Below are 24,793 nucleotides of genomic sequence, written 5' to 3' on the forward strand. Positions count from 1 at the left end.
AGTTACACCTTCCTCGAATCAGTTTTTTCATGTTTAAATATCACCGTTCCAAGGGGCGGCAACATCAAAGAAAGATGGTGCGGCCAGTTATGAAATGGGGCATTTATCGAGCTAGACCCCCCCATGTTTCCAAGACCGCTTCCTCCATACTCGACGGCATCGCTGTTTAACACCTCTTTCCAAAAGCCTTCCCTTGGCACGCCCACCTTATAATCGAACCTTGGAACGGGCGTAAAGTTACACACTATTAAAAGCACATCGTCTCCATCCTTTCGAAGATAAGCGATCACGCTTTGTTCCCAATCCGAAAAGTCGGACCATTCAAAACCCCTGGGATCGTGATCATATTCATGGAGGGCTCGCTCGCTTGAATATAATCCATTCAGGTCCCTAACCCACCTGCTGACGCCCTCGTGAAAAGGATGCTGCAACAAATGCCAATCTAAGCTGGCATCGTGATTCCATTCGGACCACTGTCCGAATTCCTCCCCCATGAACAGCAACTTCTTGCCGGGATGGGTAAACATATAGCCAAAAAGAAGGCGTAGGTTCGCAAACCTTTGCCAATCATCTCCTGGCATCTTTGAAAGAAGGGATCCCTTGCCGTGGACTACCTCATCGTGAGATAACGGCAACATGAAGTTTTCATTAAAGGCGTACCATATGCTGAAGGTAAGCTGATTATGGTGATATTTGCGGTATATCGGATCAAGCGACATGTAATGAAGGGTATCGTGCATCCACCCCATGTTCCACTTCATGCCAAAGCCTAAACCTCCTATGTAGGTAGGCCTAGTTACCATGGGCCATGCGGTGGACTCCTCGGCTATCGTCTGGACATCGGGGAAATCTCCATATATCACTTCGTTTAGCCGTTTAATGAAATATATGGCCTCCAGGTTTTCCTTTCCCCCATATTCGTTGGGTATCCATTCTCCCTCCTTCCTTGAGTAGTCAAGATACAGCATAGAAGCTACCGCATCGACCCTGATGCCGTCTATGTGGTATTTATCGAACCAAAATCTGGCACTGCTTATGAGAAAGGACCTGACCTCATGCCTGCCATAGTTGAAGATGTAGCTCTTCCAGTCGGGATGAAACCCCTTTCGGGGATCGGCATGTTCGTACAGGTGCGTACCATCAAAATACACAAGGCCCTGTTCGTCGCCCGGGAAATGGGAGGGCACCCAGTCTAAGATCACCCCAATGCCTTCCTGATGCAGCCTGTCGATTAAGTACATGAAGTCCGCAGGGTTACCGTACCTGCTCGTGGGAGCAAAGTATCCCGTGATTTGATACCCCCAGGAACCATAAAAGGGATGCTCCATCACCGGCAAAAATTCCACATGGGTAAACCCCATTTCCTTGACGTATTTGGGAAGGTAATTGGCCATCTCTCTGTAAGTCAAAAACCTATTTCCCTCTTCGGGAACGCGTCGCCAAGATCCAAGATGCACCTCATAGATCGAGATCGGCGATTTTAGCGAGTTGCGCGAAGCCCTTTCCTTCATCCAAGCTTCGTCCTTCCAACTGTAAGACAGGTCATAAACGACGGATGCGGTCTTGGGCGGCGTCTCGTAAAGGAAGGCATAAGGATCGCCCTTATCGACCTCATATCCGTTATACATCGAAAAGATGTGATACTTATAGCGCGCCCCCTCGGGTAAACCAGGGATAAAACCTTCCCAAACACCCGAGCCGTCGTCCCGTGCCTTCAAATAGTGGCTGCACTTTGCCCAGCCGTTAAAATCCCCCATGACGGAGACGGCGCGGGCATTTGGTGCCCACACGGAAAAGTATGTGCCCCTCTTGCCATCGACATCCATGGGGTGAGAGCCCATCTTTTCATACAATCGGAAATGGCTACCCTGCTTAAACAGGTATATGTCGTAGTCTGACCACAAAGATACATCCCGTGTTACCCCTTCCACAAGATCACATCCTTCACCTAAAAGCGACGATAGGCTGCTTGCTTTTACTAAATTATACTATTTATTTGGACCATATTCGTCCTAGCTTTAGAAATCACGGGTTATACTGTAAAAGCGCGAATTGCAGGTAGAAGGATTTCTGCCTTGCGGGTAAAATTTCTTTCATATATCTTCAAAAGGGGAGGAAACTTAAATGTACGACTTCATCGATGCCATTCCGGCAGCAGGATCTATCATAAACGCATTGGCTATAATCGTCGGAAGCATGATCGGCCTTATCATACAAAGAAGGTTGCCAGAGAGGATTACGATGGTGGCCTTTCAGGTCATAGGGTTATTCGTACTGGCGCTCGGAATGCAAATGACCTTTCAGGGCAAGAACATATTGGTGGTGATCTTGAGCCTGCTTGTAGGCACGATAATTGGCGAATGGATAGAGCTAGAGGAAAAGCTCCAGAACGGCCTAAAAAAGATGAGGACCAGGATGATAGAACGCGGATTTCAGTTTGGCGGAGATCACTTGGTCGAAGGTTTTCTGACGGCCTTTTTGCTTTTCTGCATGGGCTCTATGGCCATACTGGGGGCCTTTGAGGAGGGCGTGGGGAAGCCGCCCAATTTATTGCTGGTAAAATCCATGATGGATTTCGTCTCCTCGATCGCGTTGGCTTCCACGCTTGGCATCGGCGTGCTATTTTCTGCGATACCGCTTTTCATATATCAGGGAGGATTGACTTTAGGGGCCTTTTGCCTTAACGGCTTTATATCGGATATAATGATCGACGAGATAACGGCTGTGGGTGGGATAATGCTGTTAGGGCTAGCCTTTTCCATATTAAACTTGAAGCAGTTCAAGGTCTTCAACATGATACCTTCTTTATTGCTGGTGGTCGTATTTTCGCTCTTTTTGTAAAATGCATGAATGCACGGGCAAAGTCGTGTATAATATAGGCAAAGGAGAAATGGGAGGTGTCATTATGAGAAGATTTCGTTGCCTCGTATGCAAGCATGAATTTGAGGTAGAAGACGTCCCCCCGGTGATGAAGTGTCCAAAATGCCATACCCGATTTGTCGAACTGATAGAAGGAGAGCCCCTAAGGGGCAAACCATGGAGCAGTAAAAGCTTTAGCGTTAAGTAGCTGCATAATTTATGACAAAAACAGCAAGGGGCAAAATCTCCTTGCTGTTTTTGTCATTTTTGCAACACCAACATGTCCGCTATAGTGCAAAGACCATCAAGGCCCCACACGTCATTATCGAGCAGTTCGATTTCGGCCAATACCTTATCGCCGAACTTCTCGCGGATTTCCCTTAAGTACTTCTTTTGCAATTCCCGTCGCTTTTCCATGAAGGTTCCATCGACCTCCGACGGAATTATGCCGTTTACGACGATGCCGGCTACGCTTATGCCTGAGTTTTCAAGATACTTCAAGGCGCGCTCCGTCTCAAAGATGGGGAGCCTTTCCGGAGTGACCACGAAGACGAAGGCGGTCTTGTCTCTATCGCTCAACACCTCCCAGGCTTTTTCGAACATGTCCTTTCTTTTTTGAAGGATGCGCAATATCGGATCGTCGCTTTTTGTGCCTGAGGCCCTTTCCAAAAGCTTCAAAGCCTTCTTACGCTTTTCGATAAGGCTATCCATCCAAAGGTCAAGCAATTTGGGCAATGACAAAAGCCTCAGGGTATGTCCCGTAGGTGCGGTGTCAAAGACTACAATATCAAAGGAATCCTCTGCCTGCTCCATTATCTCGATGAACTTGTCAAAGATGGCCGCTTCTTCGGAGCCGGGCGACATATAGGCCGCATCTATTTGCTTTTGCAAGGCCTCCACCACGACATTGCTCACCACTCCCGAAAGCTGTCTTTTGATGCCCTCCATGTATTTCTTAGATTCCGCCTCCGGATCGATCTCCAGGGCAAAGAGCTTTTCTGCAAGCTGTGCACCTTTAGGGCCGATGCGTTTGTCAAAAATATCCGACAGGGAGTGAGCCGGGTCGGTGGATACCAACAACAGCTTTTTGCCCATCCTTGAGGCCTTTAGCGAAAAGGCTGCAGCACACGTAGTCTTACCCGTACCGCCCTTACCGCCGAAGAAGACGTATTTTTTGTCGAACAAATCGGACGCATTCATTTCGCAACATCCTCCAAATCCTTCTTTCGCCCACACGGGGCGATGGACTAACATCAGAAGTCAAACTGGGCAGCCTTTTCCTCAAGCACAGTACCTCTGGTCATCATGCGCTGTTGCCAGCCTTCTATCTCATCGGCCAGATAAGGCAACAGTTCCAAAGTATAATAAGATGCCGGGTTAGGTATTCCTAACATATCGCCAAAGATAAGCAACATGAACGCATCGTTGGCACTCGATGCCTCCTTCATCACCATGGGGTGAGTCCTGTTGATCGGCCTTAGTAAAGTCGAAAAAAAATCCCGCAAGAAGTTCATCGCTTTCTTCCACATCGCAATCACCCCCTTTGTATAAGCCTTCCAAGGAGCATCTATGCTCCTTGGAAGGCAGCTACTACGCCTGTTGTTTCTTGTTTTTTCCGGTTAACACGTTATAGCTTAATACAATTAAGACGATCGCCAACACGAAAAGAAGGGCCGCAAAGGACACCAAGGCGTAGTTTCCCCTTGCCACATTGGATTGCATCAAGAAGCCAAGCGCAGTGAGAGTGACGATGAACATGAATATCATCGGAGCTATCAACATCTTGTTGTTCATGCCCCTGTTTGCAAGCCAGGTGGCTACCGCCAAAAGGGCCACCGCCGCCAAGAGCTGGTTGGCCGAACCGAACATGGGCCATATTACCTGCCAACTGGTAAATGCCAAATATACGGATAAGCCTATAGTTATTACGGAGGCGACATATCTGTTGGCAAAAAACGAAGTCGTCGAGGGAGCAGCCTTCTTCTCGGCAACCTCTGTAGAAACTGCCTCCTGGAAGAACTCCTGGAAGGCGAACCTCCCAAGCCTGCCTGCCGTATCAAGGGTGGTCAACGCAAAGGCAGATACGGCCAAGGCAGTGAAGGTCTTGCCGGTAGTGGCATCTACGCCAAAGCTGGTCATGAAAGTGGCCAGGCCGGTGGAAAAGACGTTCACGGGACCACCTTTCAGGAGTTCGGCGTAACCGTCCGCTGTAAGGTAAACGGCAGTAATCGTCGCAAGTATGGCCAAAGCTCCTTCTATGAGCATGCCACCATAACCTATGATCTTTGCGTCTCCTTCCCTATCAAGCTGTTTGGCGGTCGTACCCGATGCCACAAGAGAATGAAACCCAGATATGGCCCCACAAGCTATTGTTATGAATAGCATGGGAAAAAGGTAGCCTTGTGTCGGATGCTTAAAAGCAGTCACTGCCGGCATCGAAATAGTCGGGTGGTATAAAATAACTCCCAAAAAGCCGCCAATTATCATGGCATAGAGCAGGAAGGAATTAAGGTAATCTCTTGGTTGAAGCAATATCCATACTGGCAATATTGATGCAGCGATAATATATATCGACAAGATTATCAGCCATGCAGTTTTGCTCAACGCCAGCGGGAAGAGCACGCCAAGCCAGATGCAAAGCGCTAAGATGGCAACTCCAACTACTGTGCTAATCAGCAACGGTGCATTTCTCCTATAGATGGCGAAGCCGAAAGCCATGGCAAGCGGTATGAACAAAAGCGACGACGTAGCCGCCTGCGGCGTGGACACAAAGGTATCAGCCACTATGTTTGCGAAGGCAGCAATTATAAGCACAAGCGTCAGCCAGGAAAAAAGCAGGAAAAGCCTCTTAGCGCCCTTGCCCACGTTTACCTCTATGACGCCTCCGATGGACAAGCCCTTGTGCCTTATTGAGGCCATAAGCGAGCCAAAGTCGTGTGGAGCACCCATGAATATGTTCCCGACTACTATCCAAAGCGTCACGGGCAGCCATCCAAAGACAGCTGCCAATACCGGGCCGTTAATGGGGCCCGCCCCGGCTATAGATGCAAAGTGATGGCCCAACAGCACGGGCGCCTTTGCCGGGACATAATCAACGCCGTCGTAAAACTCATGGGCCGGGGTCTTCCCCTGTGGGTTCAGCCCCCACTGCTTAGCAAGCCAACCGCCGTAAAATATGTAAGCCAGGATGAAAAGCACGAAGGTAACCAACATCAACATAACACCGCTCATAAAAACCTCACCTCCAAAAAAGTAGTTTCTTCAAAAGGCCGTTAGGTTTAGCCTTCATCTCAAAGTCCATCCTAATGCGATTTCCGCTGCTGTTGCACCATAACTTCTCTTCGTTTAAATCCACCAATAACAGCCTTAACTCGTACCAACCCTTCAGCCCAAGCGCAAAATAACGGCTCTGCTTTGCCCTTTTAATGAAACGTATAAGATCCTGCGAAACCCCTTTGCCCAATACTACCACCAACGCGAGAAAAGTGCACATATGGCCATCATTCGGAGCTACCCAAATTCCATACTCTTTGCTGATCCAATCATATAGGATATGCAGATCCTGGAGCGATGCTTCATCGTAGTATTTTATCATCCTATAATCATGAGACTCGTAGCTGTCCAAGAGGTATCCAAGCACTGTACGTTCCGTCCTCACGTGACATTCGGCATACAGGTCAAAACGCCTTCCGGCTATTTCGTAATCTCTATGAACATCGAAATAATATCTATGCCTACTTTCAAGCATTGCCAGGTAATCAGATTTCTTCATGCCGTAGCACCTCTTTGTCTAACTTTAAAACAGACCATATCAAATGTCAAAAATTCTTGAGCCTTAGACCGCAGTTGCAATATACTTTAACTATGCTTTATGTGCCTTCATCTCAAGTTGCAACAAAACAATATGAAGGAGCTAAGCGAGATGTTATTGGTCGACATCGATTTTTGCAGTCTGGCGGATCTCGACGACATTTATGCCATAGAAGAGGCAGCACACGGACACCCCTGGCCCTACGAGATAATAGAGTCGGACCTCAGACACAAGACCGGCCAGATATTTTACATCGGTGCAAGGTGGAACAGGGTTTTGTGCGGATTCGGTGCCTGTCGCCGGGAAAAAAACAGCCTCAAGATAATGAATTTAGCCGTCCACCCAGATTTTAGGCGTAACAAAATAGGGACGCAGCTTTTAATCGCCATGGGCGAGATAGGGATACGTCTCGGATGTAAAAGGGCCACCCTGGAGGTAAGAATAACCAACTATGCGGCACAGCTTTTGTATGAGGAGCTGGGTTTCAGACGCATAAAGGTAATTCCCCATTATTACGAGGACAGCGAGGATGCCTTTTTAATGGAATCGCCGCTGCCGTTCCCGGCAATATCGGTAGCGACAAAAAATAACGGGACGCACCTTTAAATTTAAAGAACGCGTCCCGTTAACGGCCGAAGGAACAAAATACGCTTTAAAGAGCTGCCTTTAACCCTGCCTTGATCCCGGATACGATCTTTTCTATCTTGGCGTCGTCCATTACGACATCTATGCCGAACATTACGGACCTGGACAGTATGTCCTCAGTCTGAGTCCATTCCACGGGACGATACAGCGGCATGTCCTCGGCGTAAGGACAGTCAAAGGGACAACGCACTCTGGAGTAGTATTTGCCTTCCCTCAATGTTGCCCAGTGCTTCGCGTAATGCCACGTGTTGTCGCTCAATATCGCACAGCCGACACCGGCTTCCGCACATGCCTTCTTAAAGCGCATTGCCGCGTCGCCATCGGGCAACATTAGCACCAGATGAGACGCTATTTCGCCTTCCCTATCGGGCAGATCCCTCAGAGAAAGACCCTCCACGTCGCCAATGGCATCCAAGATCTTTTTCTTGTTGTTCTTTTGCGCTTCGATGGCACGATCCAACTTCGACAGCTGCACCAAGCCTAAGGCGCCCTGCAATTCGCTCATCCTGAAATTAAAGCCCAGACAAGCCTTCTTCTCGGCTCCCCTCTCTATGTTATAGTCATGCAGGTGGCCATGATCGTGATAATACTCCATTCTCTTGTAGAGCTCTTCGTCGTCGGTAAATATCATGCCGCCCTCGCCCACCGTTATGACCTTGTAAGGATCCAAGCTAAAGGCACCCCAAATGCCCAGTCCGCCACAGGCCTTACCCTTGTAAGTAGCGCCTACTGCCTGACAGGCATCCTCTATTAGGTAAAGGCCATGCAGGTCACATATCTCCCTGAAGGCATCCATGTCGGCCGCTGCGCCAAACATATGGACGGGCATTATCGCCTTTGTGCGATCCGTGATTAGGCTTTCCACGGAAGCGGGATCCAAGTTCAAGCTCTCGTCGATATCGCCGAGCACGGGCACGGCCCCGCACTCAAGTATCGCCTCTATGCTCGCGATAAAGGTAAAGGCGCTAGTTATGATCTCGTCTCCGGGTCCTATTCCTAAGGCCTTTAGGCCAACATAAAGGGCCGCAGAACCGCTGCTTACTCCCAGGGCATACCTTGTGCCCACCCTTTTGGCGAAGGCCTGCTCAAATTCGGATACGCGGTAGATCCCTTCCCTCACGCCTTGAAAGGAATACCTGTGCACGACCTTTCTCCTGATGACATCGGCCAAAGCCTCGATCTCCTTCTCGTCAAACAGCTCAAAACCAGGCATTACCTCATCGCCTCCTCGTAAATTTTGATGCAAAGTTCCTTATCGAAAGGCCTAGGGTTGTTTTCCATGGGCCTGCTGACGGCCAAGGCCTTTTCTGCCATCTCAGGAAAGTGTTTGCTCGTTATGCCGACCCCTAAAGAATCTAAGGTGGCGGGCAACTCCAGATCCTCGAGCAGTTCGTCGAAGGCATCGGCGCACATAAGCGCACCATCTCTGGGACTGACCTTGGTTCCTTCGTCGATATATCCCAACCACTTTAGGACATCCGTATAGCGATCAGGGCAGCTGAACGCGTTTGCCCTGACAACATGGGGCATTAGTAAGGCATTGCCTACGCCATGCCCTACGCCGAACATCCCTCCCAGCGGATAGGAAAGGGCATGGCAAGCCCCAACTCCGGCGTGCACCAATGCCAAGCCCGCCAAATAGGCGGCATACTGCATGTGGCTTCTGGCCTCCACATTCCTTCCGTTCCAAGTCGCGATCCTTATCCATTTCCCTATTCGCTTGATGGCTTGTTGTGCAAACATATCGCTAAACCATGTCGCATATCTGCTGGTGTAGGCCTCCACCGCATGTATAAGCGCGTCCATGCCTGACGATGCGGTGACCTTGGGGGGAGCCGTAAGGGTCAGTTCTGGGTCAAGCAGGGCATAATCGGCAAACAGCTTGTCGTCGTTTATGCCTCCCTTAAAGCCATCACTTCTGCGAATCAAAACTGCAGTAAAGGTAACCTCTGAACCCGTCCCGGCCGTCGTGGGTATCATGACCTTCAAGACTCCCGGTTTTTTTACCAAGCCCAAACCCTGGTACCGGGCGGCAGATCCCTCGTTGGTGATCAGTACACTTACGGCCTTGGCAACGTCCATACAGCTGCCGCCGCCCAAGCCTATGACCGCCTGGGCCTTAAAATCCCTGGCGGCTGCAGCGGCCTTGTCGGTAGTTTCGACCGATGGCTCGGGCTCTACCGAATCAAAGGTCGCCACTTCCTTGCCGGCTGACTTAAGTATCTCCTCGATCCTTTTTGCAGTCCCAAGCTTCACCAAATTTTCGTCGGTGACTAAAAATACCCTCTTTGCATCCTCGCCGATCACTTCGGCAACTTTCGCGACCACGCCTGCGCCAAAAAGCGCCCTTCCCGGAATGAACATCTCAAAGGACAAGCTAAATCCCTCCCGTCAATTGGTAAATTCGTCATTTCAGATGCGAAGCTATCTCCTCCCATGCCAACTTTGAGGCGCCTCCTAAGCTTTCTACGTATTGTACAGCTTTTTCCCTCAAACCGGCATCGAACTTTATCGCATTTAGCCACGCCTGAGCAAGGTCTTTTTCGCCCCTAATCACGCGAGCCACGCCCAGGCGCTCAAGCTCCACGGCAGGCAGCGAGAAATCTTCCATGTGAGGACCAAATGCTATCGGCACCCCAAAGCAGGCCGGCTCTAACACGTTTTGGCCCCCCTTGGGCACTAAGCTGCCCCCCACGAATGCTCCGGCGGCCAGGGAATAGAGCTCAAACAAAACTCCGACTTCATCTACTATCAAGACATCCCAATTTGGCTTCACCTCAGATGACAGGCAAGCCACAAACTTATTGCACGCTAAAGCACAAACTCCTCTCGCTCGTTCGGGATGCCTCGGGACCAATATCAGCTTTGAGCTTGGTACCTCCCCTTTAACCATACCAAAGGCCTCGAGCACCACGGTTTCCTCTCCCTCGTGTGTGCTGCCTGCAACAAAACAGATGTCAGATTCATTTACGTTAAGCCTCTTCTTTAGTTCTTTCGAATCGACATAGCCTTTCCTGAAAAGAAGCGCATCTATCTTTATATCTCCTATTATCCTTACCCTACCTGTATCTACGCCCAAACGGAAAAGCTTATCGGCATCCGACGTCGACCGCACCAAGATCTTTGAAAAACATTCAAGGGTTTCCCTCCAAAAATCTACGGCCCTACAGGCCTTCTTAAAGGAGCGGTCCGAAAACCTTCCGTTGACCAAGAAAGAGGGCACATTCCTTTTCTTCAGTTCGTGCAGAAGGAAAGGCCAAATTTCCGTCTCCAGGCCGATGTAAGCCTTCGGCTTTAGGCAGTCCAATAGGCGCCTTATCACCCAGGGCACATCCCAGGGGTAATAAAAGTGCCCGTCAACCAAGCCGGAGAGCAGCTTTTCTGCCATGCTTTTGCCCGTAGAGGTCACCGTCGAAATTAATATAGACTCGTCGTAACCGTACCGTCTCGCCTGCAGTATCAGGGGGAAGGCCGCCTGGACCTCACCCACGGATACGCCGTGAACCCAAATTGGGCGGCTTTTAAGCTTTTCAAACTGCTCAAGGTCAGGTTTGCCGATCCTATCGCCGAAACCTTCGCGATATCGAAACCTAAGGTAGGGGTAAAGCCCCAAGTAGGCAAGGCTTATCAGCAGGGAATAGGACCTTAGGTTCAGCTAAGCCACCCCCGCCTTCAGCATATCGTGCAGGTGAACCATGCCTACCGGCAATCCGTCCTTCATCACCACGAGGACGCTCACTTCGTATTTTTCCATCAACAGGACGCCCCTTACAGCCAGCTCGTCCGCATCGATGGTCTTCGGATTTTTGGTCATCACCTCAGCGACGGGCATGGAAAGGACGCCCGCCTCTCCCCTATCTTCTATGAGCCTCCGCAAGTCGCCATCCGTAAATATGCCCTTTAACCTTCCTTCGCCATCTACCACGATGGTGGCTCCGTAACCTTTGCTCGTGATCTCGAACAACGCTTCCCTTACGGTCGCCTTTTCCGAGACGACCGGAAGCCTGTCGTCGCTTCCCATCACGTCGCACACCTTTAGGAGCAACCTCTTGCCCAAAGAGCCTCCGGGATGAAACAGGGCAAAGTCCTCTTTTTTTAGGTGTCGCATATCAGCCACCATCACGGCTAAGGCGTCACCTATGGCAAGCTGGACGATGGCGCTGCTGGTAGGCGCCAACCCCAAAGGATCGACTTCCCTGGTGACGCTGGCATCGATCACTATATCAGCTTCCTTGCCAAGCCTGGAGGAAACATTGCCCGTTATGGCTATTATGGGGATGCCGAAGCGCTTAAAGTAGGGGATAATCTCAAGCACCTCGTTCGTCTCGCCGCTGTTGCTCAAAAATATGCCCACGTCACCGCGACATACCATCCCCAGGTCGCCGTGGATGCCTTCGGTAGCATGCAGGAAGATCGATGGCGTACCCAGCGATGCAAAGGTGGCAGCGATCTTTTTGGCTATTATCCCAGATTTTCCAAGCCCGCTTAGGACAACACGACCTTTGCAGTCAAATACAAGCTTTGCCGCCCTTATCATCTCCACTCCCAAGCGCGATGAGACGTTGATTAGCTCCTGTGCCTCCTGCGTCAGCACTTTTTTGCCTATGTCAAGCAACCTTTCTTCTTCGCTAGAAAGGACAAAAACATCCCTTTCGGTTGCCGTATCGTTCATCTGGGTAACACCTCCTCAATGTCGACGTAACCGAGTTCGCTCTTTACCAGGTCATCAAGTGCGATCAATTGGGCAAGAAGGCCCTTCAAATCGGACAGCGCTATCATGTTGGGGCCATCGCTTTTTGCTTCGTCAGGGTTCGGGTGTACCTCCATAAAGAGGGCATCTATCCCTATGGATACTGCCGCCCTCGCCAAGGGCGCCACGAACTTTCTGTCGCCCCCGCTTGCACCGCCCAATCCTCCCGGCATTTGCACGCTGTGGGTTGCATCGAACATCACCGGACAACCAAATGACCTCATTATGGGGATGGAACGGAAATCCACGATCAACTGTTTATAACCGAACGTCGTTCCCCTCTCGCACAATATGACCTGATCGTTACCGGCTTCCTTGGCCTTCTCCAAGACGAAACGCATGTCGTAGGGGCTCACGAACTGCGCCTTTTTTATGTTGAGTGGTTTGCCTGTTTTAGCCGCCGAGACGAGTAAATCGGTCTGCCTGCACAGGAAGGCCGGTATTTGAAGCACGTCTGCCACTTCGGCAACGGGTGCAGCTTGAGCAGGCTCGTGAATGTCGGTCAATACCGGCACGCCAACGGTCGATTTGACTTCGCCAAGCCACCTTAGGCCAACCTCAAGGCCCGGGCCTCTGAATGAATAAATGGACGTACGATTGGCCTTATCGAAGGAAGACTTAAATATATAGCGCAACCCCAGCTCGTCGCATATCCCCTTGACCTCGCTTGCCACTTCAAGGGCAAGCGGTAGACTTTCAAGCACGCAAGGACCAGCCACCAGGACGAAGCGTCCTTCCCCTATAACTATATCTCCGACATTTACTTTTTTAACCAAGGCAATTCATCTCCATGCTCTCTTAAATATTTCTCAAAGGCTAAGACGTCCTCCTGAGTATCTATCTCGATGGTGTCTCTCTTCGACTCCACGCACAATATGTCGAAGCCCATTTCAAGAATACGCAGCATCTCAAGGCTCTCGATCTTTTCCAAGGGAGTCTGCGGCCAGCTGTCAAATTCAAGCAGAAACTGCCGCCTGTAACAGTAAGGCCCTATATGCTTGAAGTATGCGGCGCCTTTATTTCTCTCGTAGGGAATGGGGGACCTGCTAAAATACAGGGCGCGCATGTTTCGGTCGAAAACGACCTTCACTACGTTGGGATTAGAAACTTCATCTGCATTTTCAATTCGCTTTGCCAACAATGCCACGCCTATATTCCTAGATTTGCCTAAAGCCTCGACTAGGGGGTCTATCATATCAGGACCGACCATGGGATCGTCGACCTGCACGTTTAAAACGATGTCTGCAGACTTTCGTCTGGCCACCCACGCAGTCCTGTTGCTTCCCGACGGCAGCTCCGAAGGAGTCATAATCGCCTCAAACCCCTCTTTGCGGGCGAGGGCAGCTATATCCTCGTGATCGGTGGCAACCGCTATATCATCTACGTTGCAACCCGAAAGCCCTTTAAGGACCCAGGAGAGCAAAGGCCTGCCCCCCATCTCCATCAAAGGTTTGCACTGCAACCTGGTACTGCCGTATCGCGCCGGCACTACCGCTAAAATGCGATTACTCAACGCTCAGCTTCACCTCTTCCTCATCGTTTATTTCATTGAATACATCCAAAAACTTATCCTCTAAGAAGCAATAAAGGTCATGCCTGTGCTTCCAGCCCAATTCATATAAAAGATACCCCGTAACGTCTTCTATGCATCCCGGTTGGCCCATCCTTCGCCTGCCCACCGAAGACATATACCTGTGCCTTTCGCGGTCCTTCAATATAGATACGACCTCTAGGGCAAGCCTTCGCGGATCTCTTTTTACGAGCACCTCGGCATCGCCCAAGAGCTTTTTTTGGACCCTTTTTCCCTTGTCATCCACGGAAACTACAGGGACACCCAAGCCTGCACATACCTGATTGGCCGTGCCGCCGAGGCCAAGCAAAACGTCAGCCCTTCGCGCTGCCGTAGAGACCGGACAGAAGGCCGCCTTCACCTTCAGGTCATCCTTCTCCAAGATATCGCCACTTAAACAATAATCCTCGAGGCTTGATGCCATCTTATGCCACTCGATGCTGGGAGCTATGACCATCAGAAAGCTGGCCTTGAGCTCCCTTGAAACCAGCTCGGCAGCCCTTAAAAGCAGCTTCACGTCGTTGTAGGCGTCCTGCCTGCTGCCGGGGAGCAAAAGAACCCTGTAACCCTCCCCCGTTGGCCATAGGGCTTCATCGGCTTCATTATTATTATCACTTGCCAAATCCATAATTGGATTGCCTGCATAGACTGCATCGACGGAACTTTTTTTCAGCTCAACGGCAGTCATTTCATCCCTGGTCCATACCCTTCTGGCCTTATTCCTTAGTATCCACCTTTCGATTACTAGGTGACCTCTAAGGTAGACGGTCTTTGCCGTGGCCAAAAGGATGGGGGGCATCCCCTGCCCCCATAATGCATGGAGCAACAGGTAGACATCGCCCACACACAATGGGGTCCTAATCGTTCCCCTCAAGCGAGACCAGGCATCCAGTTGCCTTTTTATATGACCAAACAACCCGGCTCTTATGTCCTTCAAAAGCTCAGAAAAGCTATACTTTATCACGCCCCCGCTCGGCGTATCGAAGGGCGGCGGGTAGACTTCTATTCCTGCATCCTCAAAGACCTTGCCCTTCCCCACCAGCGGGAAAGCATACATCTGAGCTTTAGGCAGGTCCCTTTTTAAACGACCGGCAAGCATGCACGCCATGGAATCCTCCCCATGTCCGTTGGACGAGATGACGATCTTGGGTCGCAGGGCCTTCGTCAGTGCAGCAAAAAAATTCGCTTCATCGTCGACCGTGGTCATAACGCTCGGAATAAATACGGGAAAAGAGGCCTTACCATCCCTGGGCAAATTGTAGACGTCCTTTTCGGTACATACGGCGACTTGAGCGCCGACAGCACTGCAGCGCCGCATGATGTCGTCAAGGTCATTTCTTGAGTACAAATGATGGTCTCTGTAGCGCAACTCCTCTTTGACATCAAACCCCATGCTTTCGATAAAATTTCGAAAGCTTTCGGGATTGCCTATGGCCGAAAATATCAAGACAGGCACGCCGGGCTTTAAGGGATCTGCATCGACAAGCGCATCGCCGTCCCATCGCTGCCATTTTTCCAAGACCAGTTTCGAGGTAAAAAGAGGCTTCCCTGGCGCATATCCCTGAACAGCAGCTATTAAAGAATTAAGGTCGTCTTTGTCCACCTGGTCGGATTTCGTGATCACCACTATATGTGACCTCATTAAGTTTTTGGGTGGCTCGCGCAATATCCCTGCGGGGAAAAGATTGCCGTTGCCGAAGGGGCAAGTGGCATCGATCAACACTATGTCCACATCCCTGGCCATTCGCCTATGTTGAAAGGTGTCGTCGGAGATGGCTATATCCACGCCTCCCTCCGAATGCAACCTCTCAAGGGCAGCAAGCCTGTCGAGTGAGACTGCGATGGGAACATCCGGCAACCTCGACGAAAGGAGCAGAGACTCGTCTCCAACTTCATCTCGCTTTCCTTGGCCGTTTATCACGAGAAGGGGGCTCCTGCCCTTCTTCTTGCCTCCGTATCCCCTTGTGACAATGCCGGGCCTTAACCCCAACTCCAAAAACCTTCGCGCCAGCATCTCAACGAAGGGAGTCTTATTGGTCCCCCCCATGGTGATATTTCCGACGCTTATGACCGGAAGGGAGGACTCAAAGGAGGAATTGATGCCGTGATCGTACGCGAAGTTACGACATGACACGCCGATTTCGTAAAGCAATCCAAGGGGAGAAAAAAGCAACTTGTAGAGGAAGTTTTTGGCCTTACCTCTTGTATAATCTAAATACCTATTCAAGGGCCCAGACATTTCGACCACCAACCGACAAACAATATGAGACACCGCAAGCTTTCAAGCCAAAAATACGGTAACGTTAATTATATCATCCAAAACCATTGAAAGTGTGCTATAAAATAACGTGAGGGAAATAACGAATGGGGGGCTCGATTTGGGAACGATACTTATGGCATGCGGAGGCATAGCCCTCTTTTTATACGGAATGACAAAGATGGGAGAGGGCTTACAGAAGATCGCCGGAGACAAGCTGAGAAGGATCCTTGAGACGCTTACGTCGAGCCGCCTATCGGGCGTTGCCGTAGGGTTAATCGTTACGGCCATAATCCAATCGTCCGGTGCCACCTCAGTGATGTGCGTAAGTTTCGTGAATGCAGGGATAATGAGATTTGAACAGGCCATCGGAGTGATAATGGGCGCAAACATAGGTACAACCGTGACAGCGCAGATGGTGGCCTTTAGGCTCGAACGAGCTGCTTTGCCAGCAATAGCGCTGGGGATGGCTTTGATGTTGCTGGGCAAGAGGAAAAGCGTAAAGGAAGGTTGGGCCGATTGCTTCATGGGCTTTGGCATGCTATTCTTGGGACTTTCCATCACCGGAGATGCCGTAATGCCTTTGCAATCTTACCCTCCATTTATAAACATCCTGTGCATAGGAAGGACCAACCCCTTTTTAGGCGTGATAGTGGGAATAATATTTACGGCCCTACTTCAATCCTCATCGGCAGTCACCGGACTTTTGGTGATGTTGGCCTCGAGGGATGTGATGGATTTGGGGTCAGCTCTTCCGATAATACTTGGGGCCAACATTGGAACAACTTCGACGGCGCTTCTGGCCTCCATAAACACTTCCCTAGCCGCCAGAAGGACCGCCTACGCTCACCTTCTGTTCAATATTGTCGGGGTGGCGATATTTTTCCCATTTTTAAAACCATTTCAACGAATCGTAGCCTATACCAGCACTGACATGGCAAGACAGATCGCTAACGCACATACTATATTCAACATCACGACCACACTGCTTTTATTGCCGCTTATGCCTCAATTCGCGTCCCTGGCGTGCAGGCTCGTCAAAGGTACAGAGCAGGCCATTGAGTACGGTCCCAAATACCTGGACGCAAAATTGGTCTCCGTCCCCTTCATGGCGGTGGTGCAGACCCAAAAGGAAGTCATAAGGATGGCAAAGCTGTGCCTTGAAAATCTGGAAACGGCAGTAGGGATATTTCGAGGAGATCCGAAGGCAGACAGGAAGCGTTTCGACAACATAGAGGAGACGATTGACGAGATCGAGGAGGCCATAAGCTATTACGTGGCAAAAGTCTTCCAGCAGAACGTAAATAGCGCTCAGGCAAAGATATTAACTTCGGCCATAAGCATTTCCGCTGACCTTGAACGAATCGGAGATCATGCCACGGCGATCGTGGAACTTGCAGATTATAAAGAAAAACATAACCTCCCCTTTTCCCAGGAGGCCGTGGAAGAGCTGAACGAGATGCTGGACAAAGCGGTTGAATCGGTAAGGACCGTGGTCGAGGCGCTCGAGACCGGCGATAAACGAAAGGCAGCTAGCATAATACCCATGGACGACGTGTTGGATGAGCTGGAAAGAAACCTCCGTTCCAGACACATACAAAGGTTGAACAAAGGAATATGCTATCCCGCTTCTGGCGTTGTATTTCTGGACATGCTGAGCCACCTGGAAAGGATAGGCGATCACGCCGTCAACATAGCGGAAGAGATAATGTCCGTTTAGCCATGTCCCGCGCTTGAGCTCTTTTCGCCCATCTGGAGGGAGTACAGCTCGGCGTACACGCCGTTTTGCTTCAGCAAGGCATCGTGATCTCCCTCTTCGACGATCTTGCCACCCTCCAAGACGATTATGCGATCTGCATTTCTGACGGTTGAAAGCCTGTGGGCTATGACCAGAGATGTCCTTCCCTCCATCGCCCTTTGCATTGATTCCTGTATGTGTTGCTCCATGGCTGCATCCAGGGATGACGTTGCCTCATCCATTATGAGAATCCTCGGATTTCTGACTATGGCCCGAGCAATGGCTATGCGCTGGCGCTGACCGCCGCTTAGGGTGACGCCCCTCTCGCCTATCTCTGTATCAAAACCATCCGGTAAGCTCTTTATGAAATCCAATATCCCGGCCTGCCATGCCGCCCGAACTATATCTTCATGAGTTGCCCATGGGCAGCCGTAGGCTATATTGTAGGCAATGGAACCCTTAAGCAATACGGGGTCTTGCGGGACGATGCCGATGTGCTTTCGAAGCGCCTTTAAATCCAACTGTCTCACGTCATACCCATCTATCTTGATGCTTCCCCTGTTGGGATCGTAGAACCTTGGAATTAAGTCGACCAAGGTGGATTTCCCGGCACCGGTGCGACCGACAATGGCAACCTTCTCGCCGGGCTCGATGTGAAGGTTGATGCCCCTTAGGATCCAAAGCTCGTCCTCGTAGGCAAAGTAGATATCCTCAAAGTCTATCATGCCCTTGACGTCCTCAAGCACTATGGGGTAGCGAGGCGGACGTACCTCTGTGGAGATATTCAGCACCTCAAATATTCTGTCGGCAGCGGCCAATCCCCTTTGAAGTCCGGAAACTACCTTGCTTAACACCCTTACCGGCTGTACAAGTAAGCCCAAGTAACCTATGAAGGCTATCAATTCCCCCGGAGTGCTCCTGCCTCTTACGACCTCTCTTCCGCCTATCCATAAGATCAACGCCAGCGCCCCGATCAGGATGACCTCGACGGCACCCTCTAAAACAGCATGAATTTGCATGCCATGCATGAGGGCGCGGAAGTTAGACACATTTTGGTTTTTAAATTTATCCAGCTCCTCGTCCTCTGTGGCAAAGGACCTCACTATCCTTATTGCAGAAAGGGCTTCCTGTGCTATGGCAACGACCCTGCCAAGTTCCTCCTGAATTTCGTAGCCCACAATGCGAAGCTTCTTTGAGGCTGCGTTTAAAACATATCCAGTCAACGGAAGGACCACAAAGGTGAGCAAAGCCAGTCGCCAGTTCAATGCCAAAAGAAATATTATCACTGCTACAAAGGTAACGCTTTGTACGACCAGATCGATTACTACGTTAGTCACCAGGTTTTGAAGGGTCATCACGTCGTTCGTTATGCGGGAGATCAAATCGCCTATGCGAGACTTATATAGGTATCTTAAGGACATCTTCTGCATGTGATCGTAAAGCTGAACCCTTATATCCATTATCACGCGTTGCCCCACCCAACCCATCAAATAGGTCTGCCCATACGAAAATACCGCCTTGCACAGGTAGATTAAAACTATGCCTAGGGCCAGAAAATGAAGCAAGAATAGGTTTTTCTGTATCAATACGTCATCGACTATGTTTTTGAGCAACCAGGGCGGCAACACCGCCAACAGGGAAGAAATGGACATGCAGGCGATAGCAGCAAACAATCTGCCCAAATAGGGCTTTAAATAACTTATCAGACGCAGATAAGTGCTTCTCTGCGATCTGGTCAATATGAGTTTCTTCTTTAACCAAGACATTGCATTATCTCCTCCGCCAATCGCTTCGAGGCCCCGTATGACGATGTCAATTGGCCCATCAGTTCGGACGTTTTTTTAAGCCAATCGATGTCGTTTAAATATTCGATCATCGCCTCTGCAAGCTCCTTTGGCGTGTAATCTCCCACAAGTTCAGGGATCAAGTTTATACCTGTTATTCTATTAGGCCACGAGAGCATGCCCTTCTTTTTAGATAGGGACTGCAACAGCCTATCTTTAACCAAGGGCAAACGCAACATAACTCCCTTAAGTCCGCTAAACGGTATATCGCTTAAAAAGGCGTAAGGCACTGCCACGAGAGTAGGCACCCTTAAATAAAGCAATTCCAACGTGTTAGTACCAGGCTGCGTCAACGCCAAATCTACGCCCCTTAAAGCAAACGGGGTGCTTTCCCTGGTTGGATTCAAGCCGGCTTCTTCCCATGCCTTTACCTCTTCGTCCAAAGAAAAAGGCGAAAGCAAGGTTATGACGTCTATATCCAATAAGCTTCGAAGATGGCCGTACAGTTCCCTTAAATAAGACAAGGCCCTTCGCCTTATGGCCGGCCTGCTGCCCGGGAAAAGGGCAACTTTTCGTGACGTGTACTTTTGAGCCGGTAAACCCATTTTAGGGCCTTCGCCCACGTCAAGATCCAATCTCAGAGAATCGGCGACCAGATCGCCAATCACCAGGGGGGAAACGCCATCTTCTCGAATGTGGTCTGCCATGACCTCATAAGCGGTAAAGACCCTGGAACAACCGCGCAGTCCCCTTTTCCTGCCATAGGTATAGCAGAAAAGCTCCGCGCCGCTCATCCTCGATAAAAACCTTCCAAACATCAAGTCTCCGCCAAGCTGTACGACTAACCCAACATCTCTTGCCCTGATCGACTCATAAAAGGTCTTTGCCCAATTGTAGGGACCGATGATGCGATAAAAGGAAAGCCTGTGGGCACAGGTTCTTTCCATGCCGGAAGCGAACTGGCACGGGAGCAACCATAATACGGATCTGATCCCCCTTTTATCGAGCTCGTAAACCAAGGGCCTAGCCCAATCCCAAAGCTCTCCCGGACCGTTTGTAAGTATATATACCGCCTTCATCGTCCCACCGTTTCGGCAATGACGTCAGCCCAAAATTTGTACGCTCCGCGATCGCCCATCTTGCTTCTGGCCTTTGCCAGATCGTTGTGTACCTTTGTTGTGTCCTTCAAATACCTTAACACCGCCTCCAGCGCCGATGAAGCTTTGACCTCGCCTTGAAGCAGCTCGGGGTAAACTTCGCGCCCCAACAGTATGTTGGGCATGGCAACCCACTGCGTTTTAACCATGAGCTTGTAGACCAAATAGCTTAAAAACGAGGCCTTGTACAAAGCGACCATGAATTTATCCAACATCATGGCCTCCACGGCAGCTGTACCGCAGGCACCGATGACAAATTCCGACACGTACATCAGGTCAACTCCCTTGCCCTCAAAAAACGACAAGCCGCTATCCATTCTTTTTAGCGCCTGCCGATCGACGGAAGGCAAGCTTTTGGCGACAGAGACCACCGGATTATAGCCCATACGCTTCAGTTCGACGCCAACTTCCCTTAAAACAGGGGCAAGGCGCCTGACCTCTGTCGATCTGCTGCCCGGCAGGAGGGCAACTATGCGTTTTCCGCTATAGGCATTAATTACATCTTCGTCCGGGGCGTAATCGCACAGGTCATCCAGCAAGGGATGTCCCATCCAGCGGCTTTCGACTCCCTTGTCGGTGTAAAAGCGGTGTTCGAACTCAAACAACGGGAAACACGTTACCTCAAGATCCCTGATCACATCAGCCCTCTTTGCCCGCCACGCCCAAGCCGTCGGCGGCGAGACATAAAAGATAGGGTTTCGATACCCCTTTCTTCGAATCGCCTTAATCAAGGGTATATGGTAGTCGGGGCTATCGATGACCACCACACAATCGGGCATCTCCTTCAGTACGGAATTTGCCATTCTATCTTTGAGGCGAGACAGCCTTAAAAGGCTTTTGAGGCCTTCCGAAATGCCCATGACCTGAAGCTCGCTGTAGCTCCAAACTTCATGCCCTCCCGACGTAGTGCCTTCGGGTCCGAGCATCCCCCAACAACGCCCCAGCCTGCCATCTAAGGCCTTTATGAGGCATCCGGCATAATGGTCGCCGGAGGCCTCACCGCAGCTTAAAAATAAGCTCAATGCCTTACCCCCAGAACGGATATGTCGAAATCCGAAGCAAAACGCTTAAACTCGTCAGGTTTGATTATCACGGTCTTTCCTGCCTCAACGGCAAGGCACTTAAGACCGGCGTTCAACATGTTCTGTAACGTCCTAACTCCCACGGTAGGTAAATCGTATCGTTCGTCCTGATCGGGACGCATCATCTTTATGACTACGCCGCCCTTAGCCAGGCTGCCGGCCCTAAGCAACATGGCGTCCGTTCCCTCCATTGCCTCCACGGCAACTACTGCCTTTTTATGTACCACCAATGTCTGTCCAAAGGAGAGGGGAAGCAACACCTTTGCAATGGCCTTGCCGTATTCCACGTCCTCAAGCTCGCCATTTGTCGGAAGCCTGCCGGCAAAATGCCCCTCAGGGGCAAGCCAATCGGAGATGATTTCCTTGTAGCCAATTACCTTAAAACCTTCTTTTTCCAAAGTCAAGACTATATTGCCGAGCAAGTTGTGATCGTCGCGAGATTCTAAGCTTTGAAGTAATTTTTTTAACTGCTCGTCGTGCAATCCCTGATGATACATCAGGGTCTTTGGCACTACCCCCGCCATAATTATTTCACAGACACCCCTACGCCTCATGTCTTCGATGACGAATCCCAAGTTCAGGCTGGAAAGTTCAATTAATTCCAGGGCAAACTTCGAGAGGGATGCCTCGTGTTCTCCAAAGGAATACACTATGGGAGGATACCCCCGCGTGGTGAGACGACGCGCTATTTCAAGGGGCAGCCGACCATCACCTGCTATGATGGCAAGTCCTTTAAACTGCATCGTCATCACCTGTTGGCCCTTTTGGCCGTATAAGATCCGCACAACAAAAATATCAAGTTCGGGATCCAGGCCGCCGCAAGGGGCGAGAGGTAACCGCCCTGTCCCAGGGAACGGCAAAAGGACATGAAGACGTAGTAGGCGAAGACCAAGATGATCGACACGCCGATGCCCATGCCGGATCCAGACCGCCTGCTTCCGGCTCCTACCGAAGCTCCCACCAGGGCCAGCACGACGCTTGCCCAAGGGACGGCCAGCCTGAGGTGCAAGAGGACCCATAGGGAATCGACGTCCACGCCCTGGATCTTCATCAATTTAATATAGCTGTAAAGCTCAAGGGCCGACATCTTTTTGGGATCCTGCGAGCTGGCAACTACCTGGGCAGGCGACAGCGGAAGCGTCAGTTGTTGTCTTTCGAAACTGAAAAGAGGCTCTACCAAGCCTTCCTGGGTGACGTTAAAGACCTGGCCGTTGTAAAGCCACCACTCTCCGTCCTTCCATTCGCCGCCTTTGGCCGTCATTATACGCACAAGCTTGTCGGAGTCGAACTCCTGTATCAGCACGTCGTCCATATTTCCCTCTTGAGGAAAGAGCTTCCCTATGTAGATGACCCTCGACAATTTTCCGCCCTTCTCTTCCTTCAAAAACATCTGCTCCTTGAGCAACGCCGGCTTCTGTTTGGCCACCTCATACCTCATGACGTTATCGGCTGCCCTGTCCGTCAACGGAACTACGGTCTCATTGAAAAGGAGCGCACAACCGCCAACGATGATGCTGGCCAAGATTATGGGGCGCAAGACGCGATAGAAACTTATTCCGGAGGCCTTTATGGCCGTTAACTCCGACTGCGCCGCCATCTTTCCAAAGCTCAATATGGTCGCCAAAAGGGCTGCCATGGGCAACGTCAGCACCACCACGCCAGGCAGGCGATACAGAAACAACCTGAAAACGACCCCAAAGGGCACCCGGCTTTGTATGAGCAGATCGGCTATGTCAAAAAGCAGGTCTCCTGCGACAAGGAGGGTCGTAAAGACCATTACGCCGAAGACGAAGGTCGGATAAAATTCGTTTATGATGAACTTGTCCAGCAACCTAATTCGAAATCCGGCCATGATGGCACCTACCGTCCCCTCTTAAGGAGCATATCGGCAACTTCCCTGACGGCCCCTTGTCCGCCGCTTGAGGCCGTGACGTAATCTGCAGCTTCTTTCGTCTCCTGTCTGGCATTCGCCACCGCTACGCCGAGGCCAGCCCACTTGATGCATTCGATATCGTTGACGTCATCGCCCATGTAGGCAACTTCCTCAGGCTTCAAGTTCAGCTTTTCGGAAAGGGATACAAGGGTAGCCAGCTTATCCTTCACGCCATTAAATACAAAGGGTATGCCCAGGTCCTTTGCTCGTTGATCGGTGGAGGCAGAAAACCTTCCGCTTATAATCGCAACCTCGATGCCCTGGCGCCTTAGCATGGCAATTCCCATGCCGTCTTGGATGTCAAAACGTTTAAATTCATGGCCTTCGCCGTCCATGTAAACCGATCCGTCGGTCAACGTCCCATCCACATCCAGCGCCAAAAGCTTAATATCCATCATTCCACATCTCCCATGAAGACGCGCGCGCTGGGCCATGGCACCAAGCCTCTCCTGGATCTATCGAAGAAGCTTACTATCTCAGTGATGATGGGATCGCCAAGGCCTTGCCTTCGCATCATCTCGACAGCTTGTCTTAAGGGCAATCCATTGTGATAAAGTTGTCTGTAAATTCGCTTTATATGCTCCCTTAACGTCGAGTCAAAGCCTGCACGCTGAAGGCCGACCTTATTTATGCCGTAGATCCTTGCGGGCCTTCCGTCCGCCAGGACGAAGGGGGGGATATCCTTTACGACCTTGGATAGGCCTCCGATCATGCACAACCTGCCTATCTTGACGAACTGATGTATTCCCACCATTCCCCCGAGATTGGCGTAATCTTCCACCTCACAGTAGCCGGCAAGCCCGCTTTTGTTTGCCACAATGACGTGATTTCCGATCCTAACGTTATGTCCCACGTGAACACCCTCCATCAGAAACACGTCATCACCGATCACGGTAGATTGCCCTTCGCCCGTGGCACGGTGTATCGTCACGCCTTCCCTTATTATTGTGCGATCGCCCACGACGACCTTCGTCCTTTCGCCACGAAAGGAATGATCCTGCGGCTCCCCGCCTATGACAGCATTTTCATATATCCTGCAATCCTGCCCAATCTGGACAAAATTAAATATCCTCACGTAAGCCCCTATCACGGTATTTTTGCCGATAAATACCTCATCTTCAATGATGCTGTAGGGACCTATGGTAACCCCTTCGTCCAGTTCGGCCTTGGAAGATACGATAGCAGTCGGATGTATGGTCCCCTTCAT

General features: G+C 50.6%; 23 protein-coding genes. 4 read left to right on the forward strand and 19 right to left on the reverse strand.

The window, feature by feature from the left end; all coding sequences use genetic code 11:
• Positions 1–2: 2 nt before the first annotated feature.
• Positions 3–1,931 carry a 1,4-alpha-glucan branching protein GlgB gene (glgB, locus tag BUQ78_RS03830; protein ID WP_074199324.1) on the reverse strand — a complete coding sequence of 643 codons (1,929 nt, stop codon included), beginning with the start codon at positions 1,929–1,931 and terminating at the stop codon, positions 3–5.
• Between the two features lie 193 nt (positions 1,932–2,124).
• On the opposite strand from glgB, the gene BUQ78_RS03835 reads away from it, so the two are divergent.
• Both BUQ78_RS03835 and BUQ78_RS03840 read left to right on the forward strand, forming a co-directional pair.
• A complete protein-coding gene (locus BUQ78_RS03835) occupies positions 2,125–2,841 on the forward strand; it encodes a DUF554 domain-containing protein (RefSeq protein WP_074199325.1) in 717 nt (238 codons plus the stop codon).
• A gap of 64 nt (positions 2,842–2,905) precedes the next feature.
• Positions 2,906–3,067, forward strand: a complete 162-nt coding sequence (locus tag BUQ78_RS03840; RefSeq protein ID WP_074200156.1) for a hydrogenase expression protein HypA/HybF — start codon at positions 2,906–2,908, stop codon at positions 3,065–3,067.
• 53 nt (positions 3,068–3,120) lie between these two features.
• On the opposite strand, the gene BUQ78_RS03845 is transcribed toward BUQ78_RS03840, so the two are convergent.
• The 4 genes from BUQ78_RS03845 to BUQ78_RS03860 all read right to left on the reverse strand — a co-directional run bounded on the left by BUQ78_RS03845 (position 3,121) and on the right by BUQ78_RS03860 (position 6,631).
• Positions 3,121–4,059: an ArsA family ATPase gene (locus BUQ78_RS03845; protein WP_074199326.1), complete on the reverse strand. Its 939-nt coding sequence runs from the start codon at positions 4,057–4,059 to the stop codon at positions 3,121–3,123.
• A gap of 53 nt (positions 4,060–4,112) precedes the next feature.
• Entirely contained in the window at positions 4,113–4,388 is a 276-nt protein-coding gene (locus BUQ78_RS03850) for a DUF7990 family protein (protein ID WP_074199327.1), read from the reverse strand.
• A 61-nt stretch (positions 4,389–4,449) separates the two neighbouring features.
• On the reverse strand, positions 4,450–6,090 hold the full coding sequence (locus tag BUQ78_RS03855; RefSeq protein ID WP_074199328.1) for a carbon starvation CstA family protein: 1,641 nt from the start codon (positions 6,088–6,090) through the stop codon (positions 4,450–4,452).
• A 7-nt stretch (positions 6,091–6,097) separates the two neighbouring features.
• Positions 6,098–6,631 (reverse strand): DUF8052 family protein, encoded by a 534-nt coding sequence (locus tag BUQ78_RS03860; RefSeq protein WP_014806226.1) that lies wholly within the window; start codon positions 6,629–6,631, stop codon positions 6,098–6,100.
• A 150-nt stretch (positions 6,632–6,781) separates the two neighbouring features.
• Between BUQ78_RS03860 and rimI the strand changes: the two genes are divergently transcribed.
• On the forward strand, positions 6,782–7,276 hold the full coding sequence (gene rimI / locus BUQ78_RS03865) for a ribosomal protein S18-alanine N-acetyltransferase (protein WP_074199329.1): 495 nt from the start codon (positions 6,782–6,784) through the stop codon (positions 7,274–7,276).
• 46 nt (positions 7,277–7,322) lie between these two features.
• Here rimI and BUQ78_RS03870 read toward each other — a convergent pair whose 3' ends face one another.
• Genes BUQ78_RS03870 through lpxK form a run of 7 tightly spaced genes read right to left on the reverse strand, consistent with a single transcriptional unit; the run spans position 7,323 to position 15,874 of the window.
• On the reverse strand, positions 7,323–8,528 hold the full coding sequence (locus BUQ78_RS03870; protein WP_074199330.1) for a DegT/DnrJ/EryC1/StrS family aminotransferase: 1,206 nt from the start codon (positions 8,526–8,528) through the stop codon (positions 7,323–7,325).
• Entirely contained in the window at positions 8,528–9,691 is a 1,164-nt protein-coding gene (locus BUQ78_RS03875; protein ID WP_084532197.1) for an iron-containing alcohol dehydrogenase, read from the reverse strand. The genes BUQ78_RS03870 and BUQ78_RS03875 overlap by 1 nt, the downstream gene beginning before the upstream one ends.
• 31 nt (positions 9,692–9,722) lie before the next feature.
• Complete coding sequence (locus BUQ78_RS03880; protein WP_074199331.1) at positions 9,723–10,928, reverse strand: 3-deoxy-D-manno-octulosonic acid transferase; 1,206 nt, start codon at positions 10,926–10,928, stop codon at positions 9,723–9,725.
• 42 nt (positions 10,929–10,970) lie between these two features.
• Entirely contained in the window at positions 10,971–11,987 is a 1,017-nt protein-coding gene (locus BUQ78_RS03885) for a KpsF/GutQ family sugar-phosphate isomerase (protein ID WP_074199332.1), read from the reverse strand.
• Positions 11,984–12,841, reverse strand: coding sequence for a 3-deoxy-8-phosphooctulonate synthase (gene kdsA, locus BUQ78_RS03890; RefSeq protein ID WP_074199333.1), 858 nt, complete (start codon positions 12,839–12,841; stop codon positions 11,984–11,986). The genes BUQ78_RS03885 and kdsA overlap by 4 nt, the downstream gene beginning before the upstream one ends.
• Positions 12,826–13,578: a 3-deoxy-manno-octulosonate cytidylyltransferase gene (gene kdsB / locus BUQ78_RS03895; RefSeq protein ID WP_074199334.1), complete on the reverse strand. Its 753-nt coding sequence runs from the start codon at positions 13,576–13,578 to the stop codon at positions 12,826–12,828. The genes kdsA and kdsB overlap by 16 nt, the downstream gene beginning before the upstream one ends.
• A complete protein-coding gene (gene lpxK / locus BUQ78_RS03900) occupies positions 13,571–15,874 on the reverse strand; it encodes a tetraacyldisaccharide 4'-kinase (RefSeq protein ID WP_074199335.1) in 2,304 nt (767 codons plus the stop codon). The genes kdsB and lpxK overlap by 8 nt, the downstream gene beginning before the upstream one ends.
• A gap of 139 nt (positions 15,875–16,013) precedes the next feature.
• Here lpxK and BUQ78_RS03905 point away from each other — a divergent pair, with 139 nt between their 5' ends.
• Positions 16,014–17,612: a Na/Pi cotransporter family protein gene (locus BUQ78_RS03905; RefSeq protein WP_084532199.1), complete on the forward strand. Its 1,599-nt coding sequence runs from the start codon at positions 16,014–16,016 to the stop codon at positions 17,610–17,612.
• On the opposite strand, the gene BUQ78_RS03910 is transcribed toward BUQ78_RS03905, so the two are convergent.
• From BUQ78_RS03910 to lpxA, 7 genes are read right to left on the reverse strand one after another with little or no spacing between them, the layout of a single operon-like run.
• Positions 17,609–19,396: an ABC transporter ATP-binding protein gene (locus BUQ78_RS03910; protein WP_074199336.1), complete on the reverse strand. Its 1,788-nt coding sequence runs from the start codon at positions 19,394–19,396 to the stop codon at positions 17,609–17,611. The genes BUQ78_RS03905 and BUQ78_RS03910 overlap by 4 nt on opposite strands.
• On the reverse strand, positions 19,384–20,493 hold the full coding sequence (locus BUQ78_RS03915) for a glycosyltransferase family protein (protein ID WP_074199337.1): 1,110 nt from the start codon (positions 20,491–20,493) through the stop codon (positions 19,384–19,386). Before BUQ78_RS03915 ends, BUQ78_RS03910 begins: the two co-directional genes overlap by 13 nt.
• The gene (lpxB, locus tag BUQ78_RS03920) at positions 20,490–21,593 is read right to left on the reverse strand and encodes a lipid-A-disaccharide synthase (RefSeq protein WP_074199338.1); all 1,104 of its coding nucleotides are present in this window, start codon (positions 21,591–21,593) and stop codon (positions 20,490–20,492) included. The genes BUQ78_RS03915 and lpxB overlap by 4 nt, the downstream gene beginning before the upstream one ends.
• Complete coding sequence (locus BUQ78_RS03925) at positions 21,590–22,396, reverse strand: LpxI family protein (protein WP_074200159.1); 807 nt, start codon at positions 22,394–22,396, stop codon at positions 21,590–21,592. Before BUQ78_RS03925 ends, lpxB begins: the two co-directional genes overlap by 4 nt.
• Before the next feature lie 5 nt (positions 22,397–22,401).
• Positions 22,402–23,505, reverse strand: a complete 1,104-nt coding sequence (gene lptG, locus BUQ78_RS03930) for an LPS export ABC transporter permease LptG (protein WP_074199339.1) — start codon at positions 23,503–23,505, stop codon at positions 22,402–22,404.
• An 8-nt stretch (positions 23,506–23,513) separates the two neighbouring features.
• Positions 23,514–23,984: a KdsC family phosphatase gene (locus tag BUQ78_RS03935; RefSeq protein WP_074199340.1), complete on the reverse strand. Its 471-nt coding sequence runs from the start codon at positions 23,982–23,984 to the stop codon at positions 23,514–23,516.
• Positions 23,981–24,793: an acyl-ACP--UDP-N-acetylglucosamine O-acyltransferase gene (lpxA, locus tag BUQ78_RS03940; RefSeq protein WP_074199341.1), complete on the reverse strand. Its 813-nt coding sequence runs from the start codon at positions 24,791–24,793 to the stop codon at positions 23,981–23,983. Before lpxA ends, BUQ78_RS03935 begins: the two co-directional genes overlap by 4 nt.

The organism is Acetomicrobium flavidum (assembly GCF_900129645.1).
GTDB classification, from domain to species: domain Bacteria; phylum Synergistota; class Synergistia; order Synergistales; family Acetomicrobiaceae; genus Acetomicrobium; species Acetomicrobium flavidum.

What these genes read in the sequence shown, in the direction of transcription:
- BUQ78_RS03845 (WP_074199326.1), bottom strand. Translation starts at nt 4,059, where the DNA reads ATGAATGCGTCCGATTTGTTCGACAAAAAATACGTCTTCTTCGGCGGT.
- lpxK (WP_074199335.1), bottom strand. Translation starts at nt 15,874, where the DNA reads ATGTCTGGGCCCTTGAATAGGTATTTAGATTATACAAGAGGTAAGGCC.
- BUQ78_RS03870 (WP_074199330.1), bottom strand. Translation starts at nt 8,528, where the DNA reads ATGCCTGGTTTTGAGCTGTTTGACGAGAAGGAGATCGAGGCTTTGGCC.
- BUQ78_RS03925 (WP_074200159.1), bottom strand. Translation starts at nt 22,396, where the DNA reads ATGCAGTTTAAAGGACTTGCCATCATAGCAGGTGATGGTCGGCTGCCC.
- BUQ78_RS03915 (WP_074199337.1), bottom strand. Translation starts at nt 20,493, where the DNA reads ATGAAGGCGGTATATATACTTACAAACGGTCCGGGAGAGCTTTGGGAT.
- BUQ78_RS03850 (WP_074199327.1), bottom strand. Translation starts at nt 4,388, where the DNA reads ATGTGGAAGAAAGCGATGAACTTCTTGCGGGATTTTTTTTCGACTTTA.
- lpxA (WP_074199341.1), bottom strand. Translation starts at nt 24,793, where the DNA reads ATGAAGGGGACCATACATCCGACTGCTATCGTATCTTCCAAGGCCGAA.
- BUQ78_RS03855 (WP_074199328.1), bottom strand. Translation starts at nt 6,090, where the DNA reads ATGAGCGGTGTTATGTTGATGTTGGTTACCTTCGTGCTTTTCATCCTG.
- lptG (WP_074199339.1), bottom strand. Translation starts at nt 23,505, where the DNA reads ATGGCCGGATTTCGAATTAGGTTGCTGGACAAGTTCATCATAAACGAA.
- BUQ78_RS03885 (WP_074199332.1), bottom strand. Translation starts at nt 11,987, where the DNA reads ATGAACGATACGGCAACCGAAAGGGATGTTTTTGTCCTTTCTAGCGAA.
- BUQ78_RS03935 (WP_074199340.1), bottom strand. Translation starts at nt 23,984, where the DNA reads ATGATGGATATTAAGCTTTTGGCGCTGGATGTGGATGGGACGTTGACC.
- rimI (WP_074199329.1), top strand. Translation starts at nt 6,782, where the DNA reads ATGTTATTGGTCGACATCGATTTTTGCAGTCTGGCGGATCTCGACGAC.
- BUQ78_RS03860 (WP_014806226.1), bottom strand. Translation starts at nt 6,631, where the DNA reads ATGAAGAAATCTGATTACCTGGCAATGCTTGAAAGTAGGCATAGATAT.
- BUQ78_RS03835 (WP_074199325.1), top strand. Translation starts at nt 2,125, where the DNA reads ATGTACGACTTCATCGATGCCATTCCGGCAGCAGGATCTATCATAAAC.
- BUQ78_RS03840 (WP_074200156.1), top strand. Translation starts at nt 2,906, where the DNA reads ATGAGAAGATTTCGTTGCCTCGTATGCAAGCATGAATTTGAGGTAGAA.
- BUQ78_RS03910 (WP_074199336.1), bottom strand. Translation starts at nt 19,396, where the DNA reads ATGTCTTGGTTAAAGAAGAAACTCATATTGACCAGATCGCAGAGAAGC.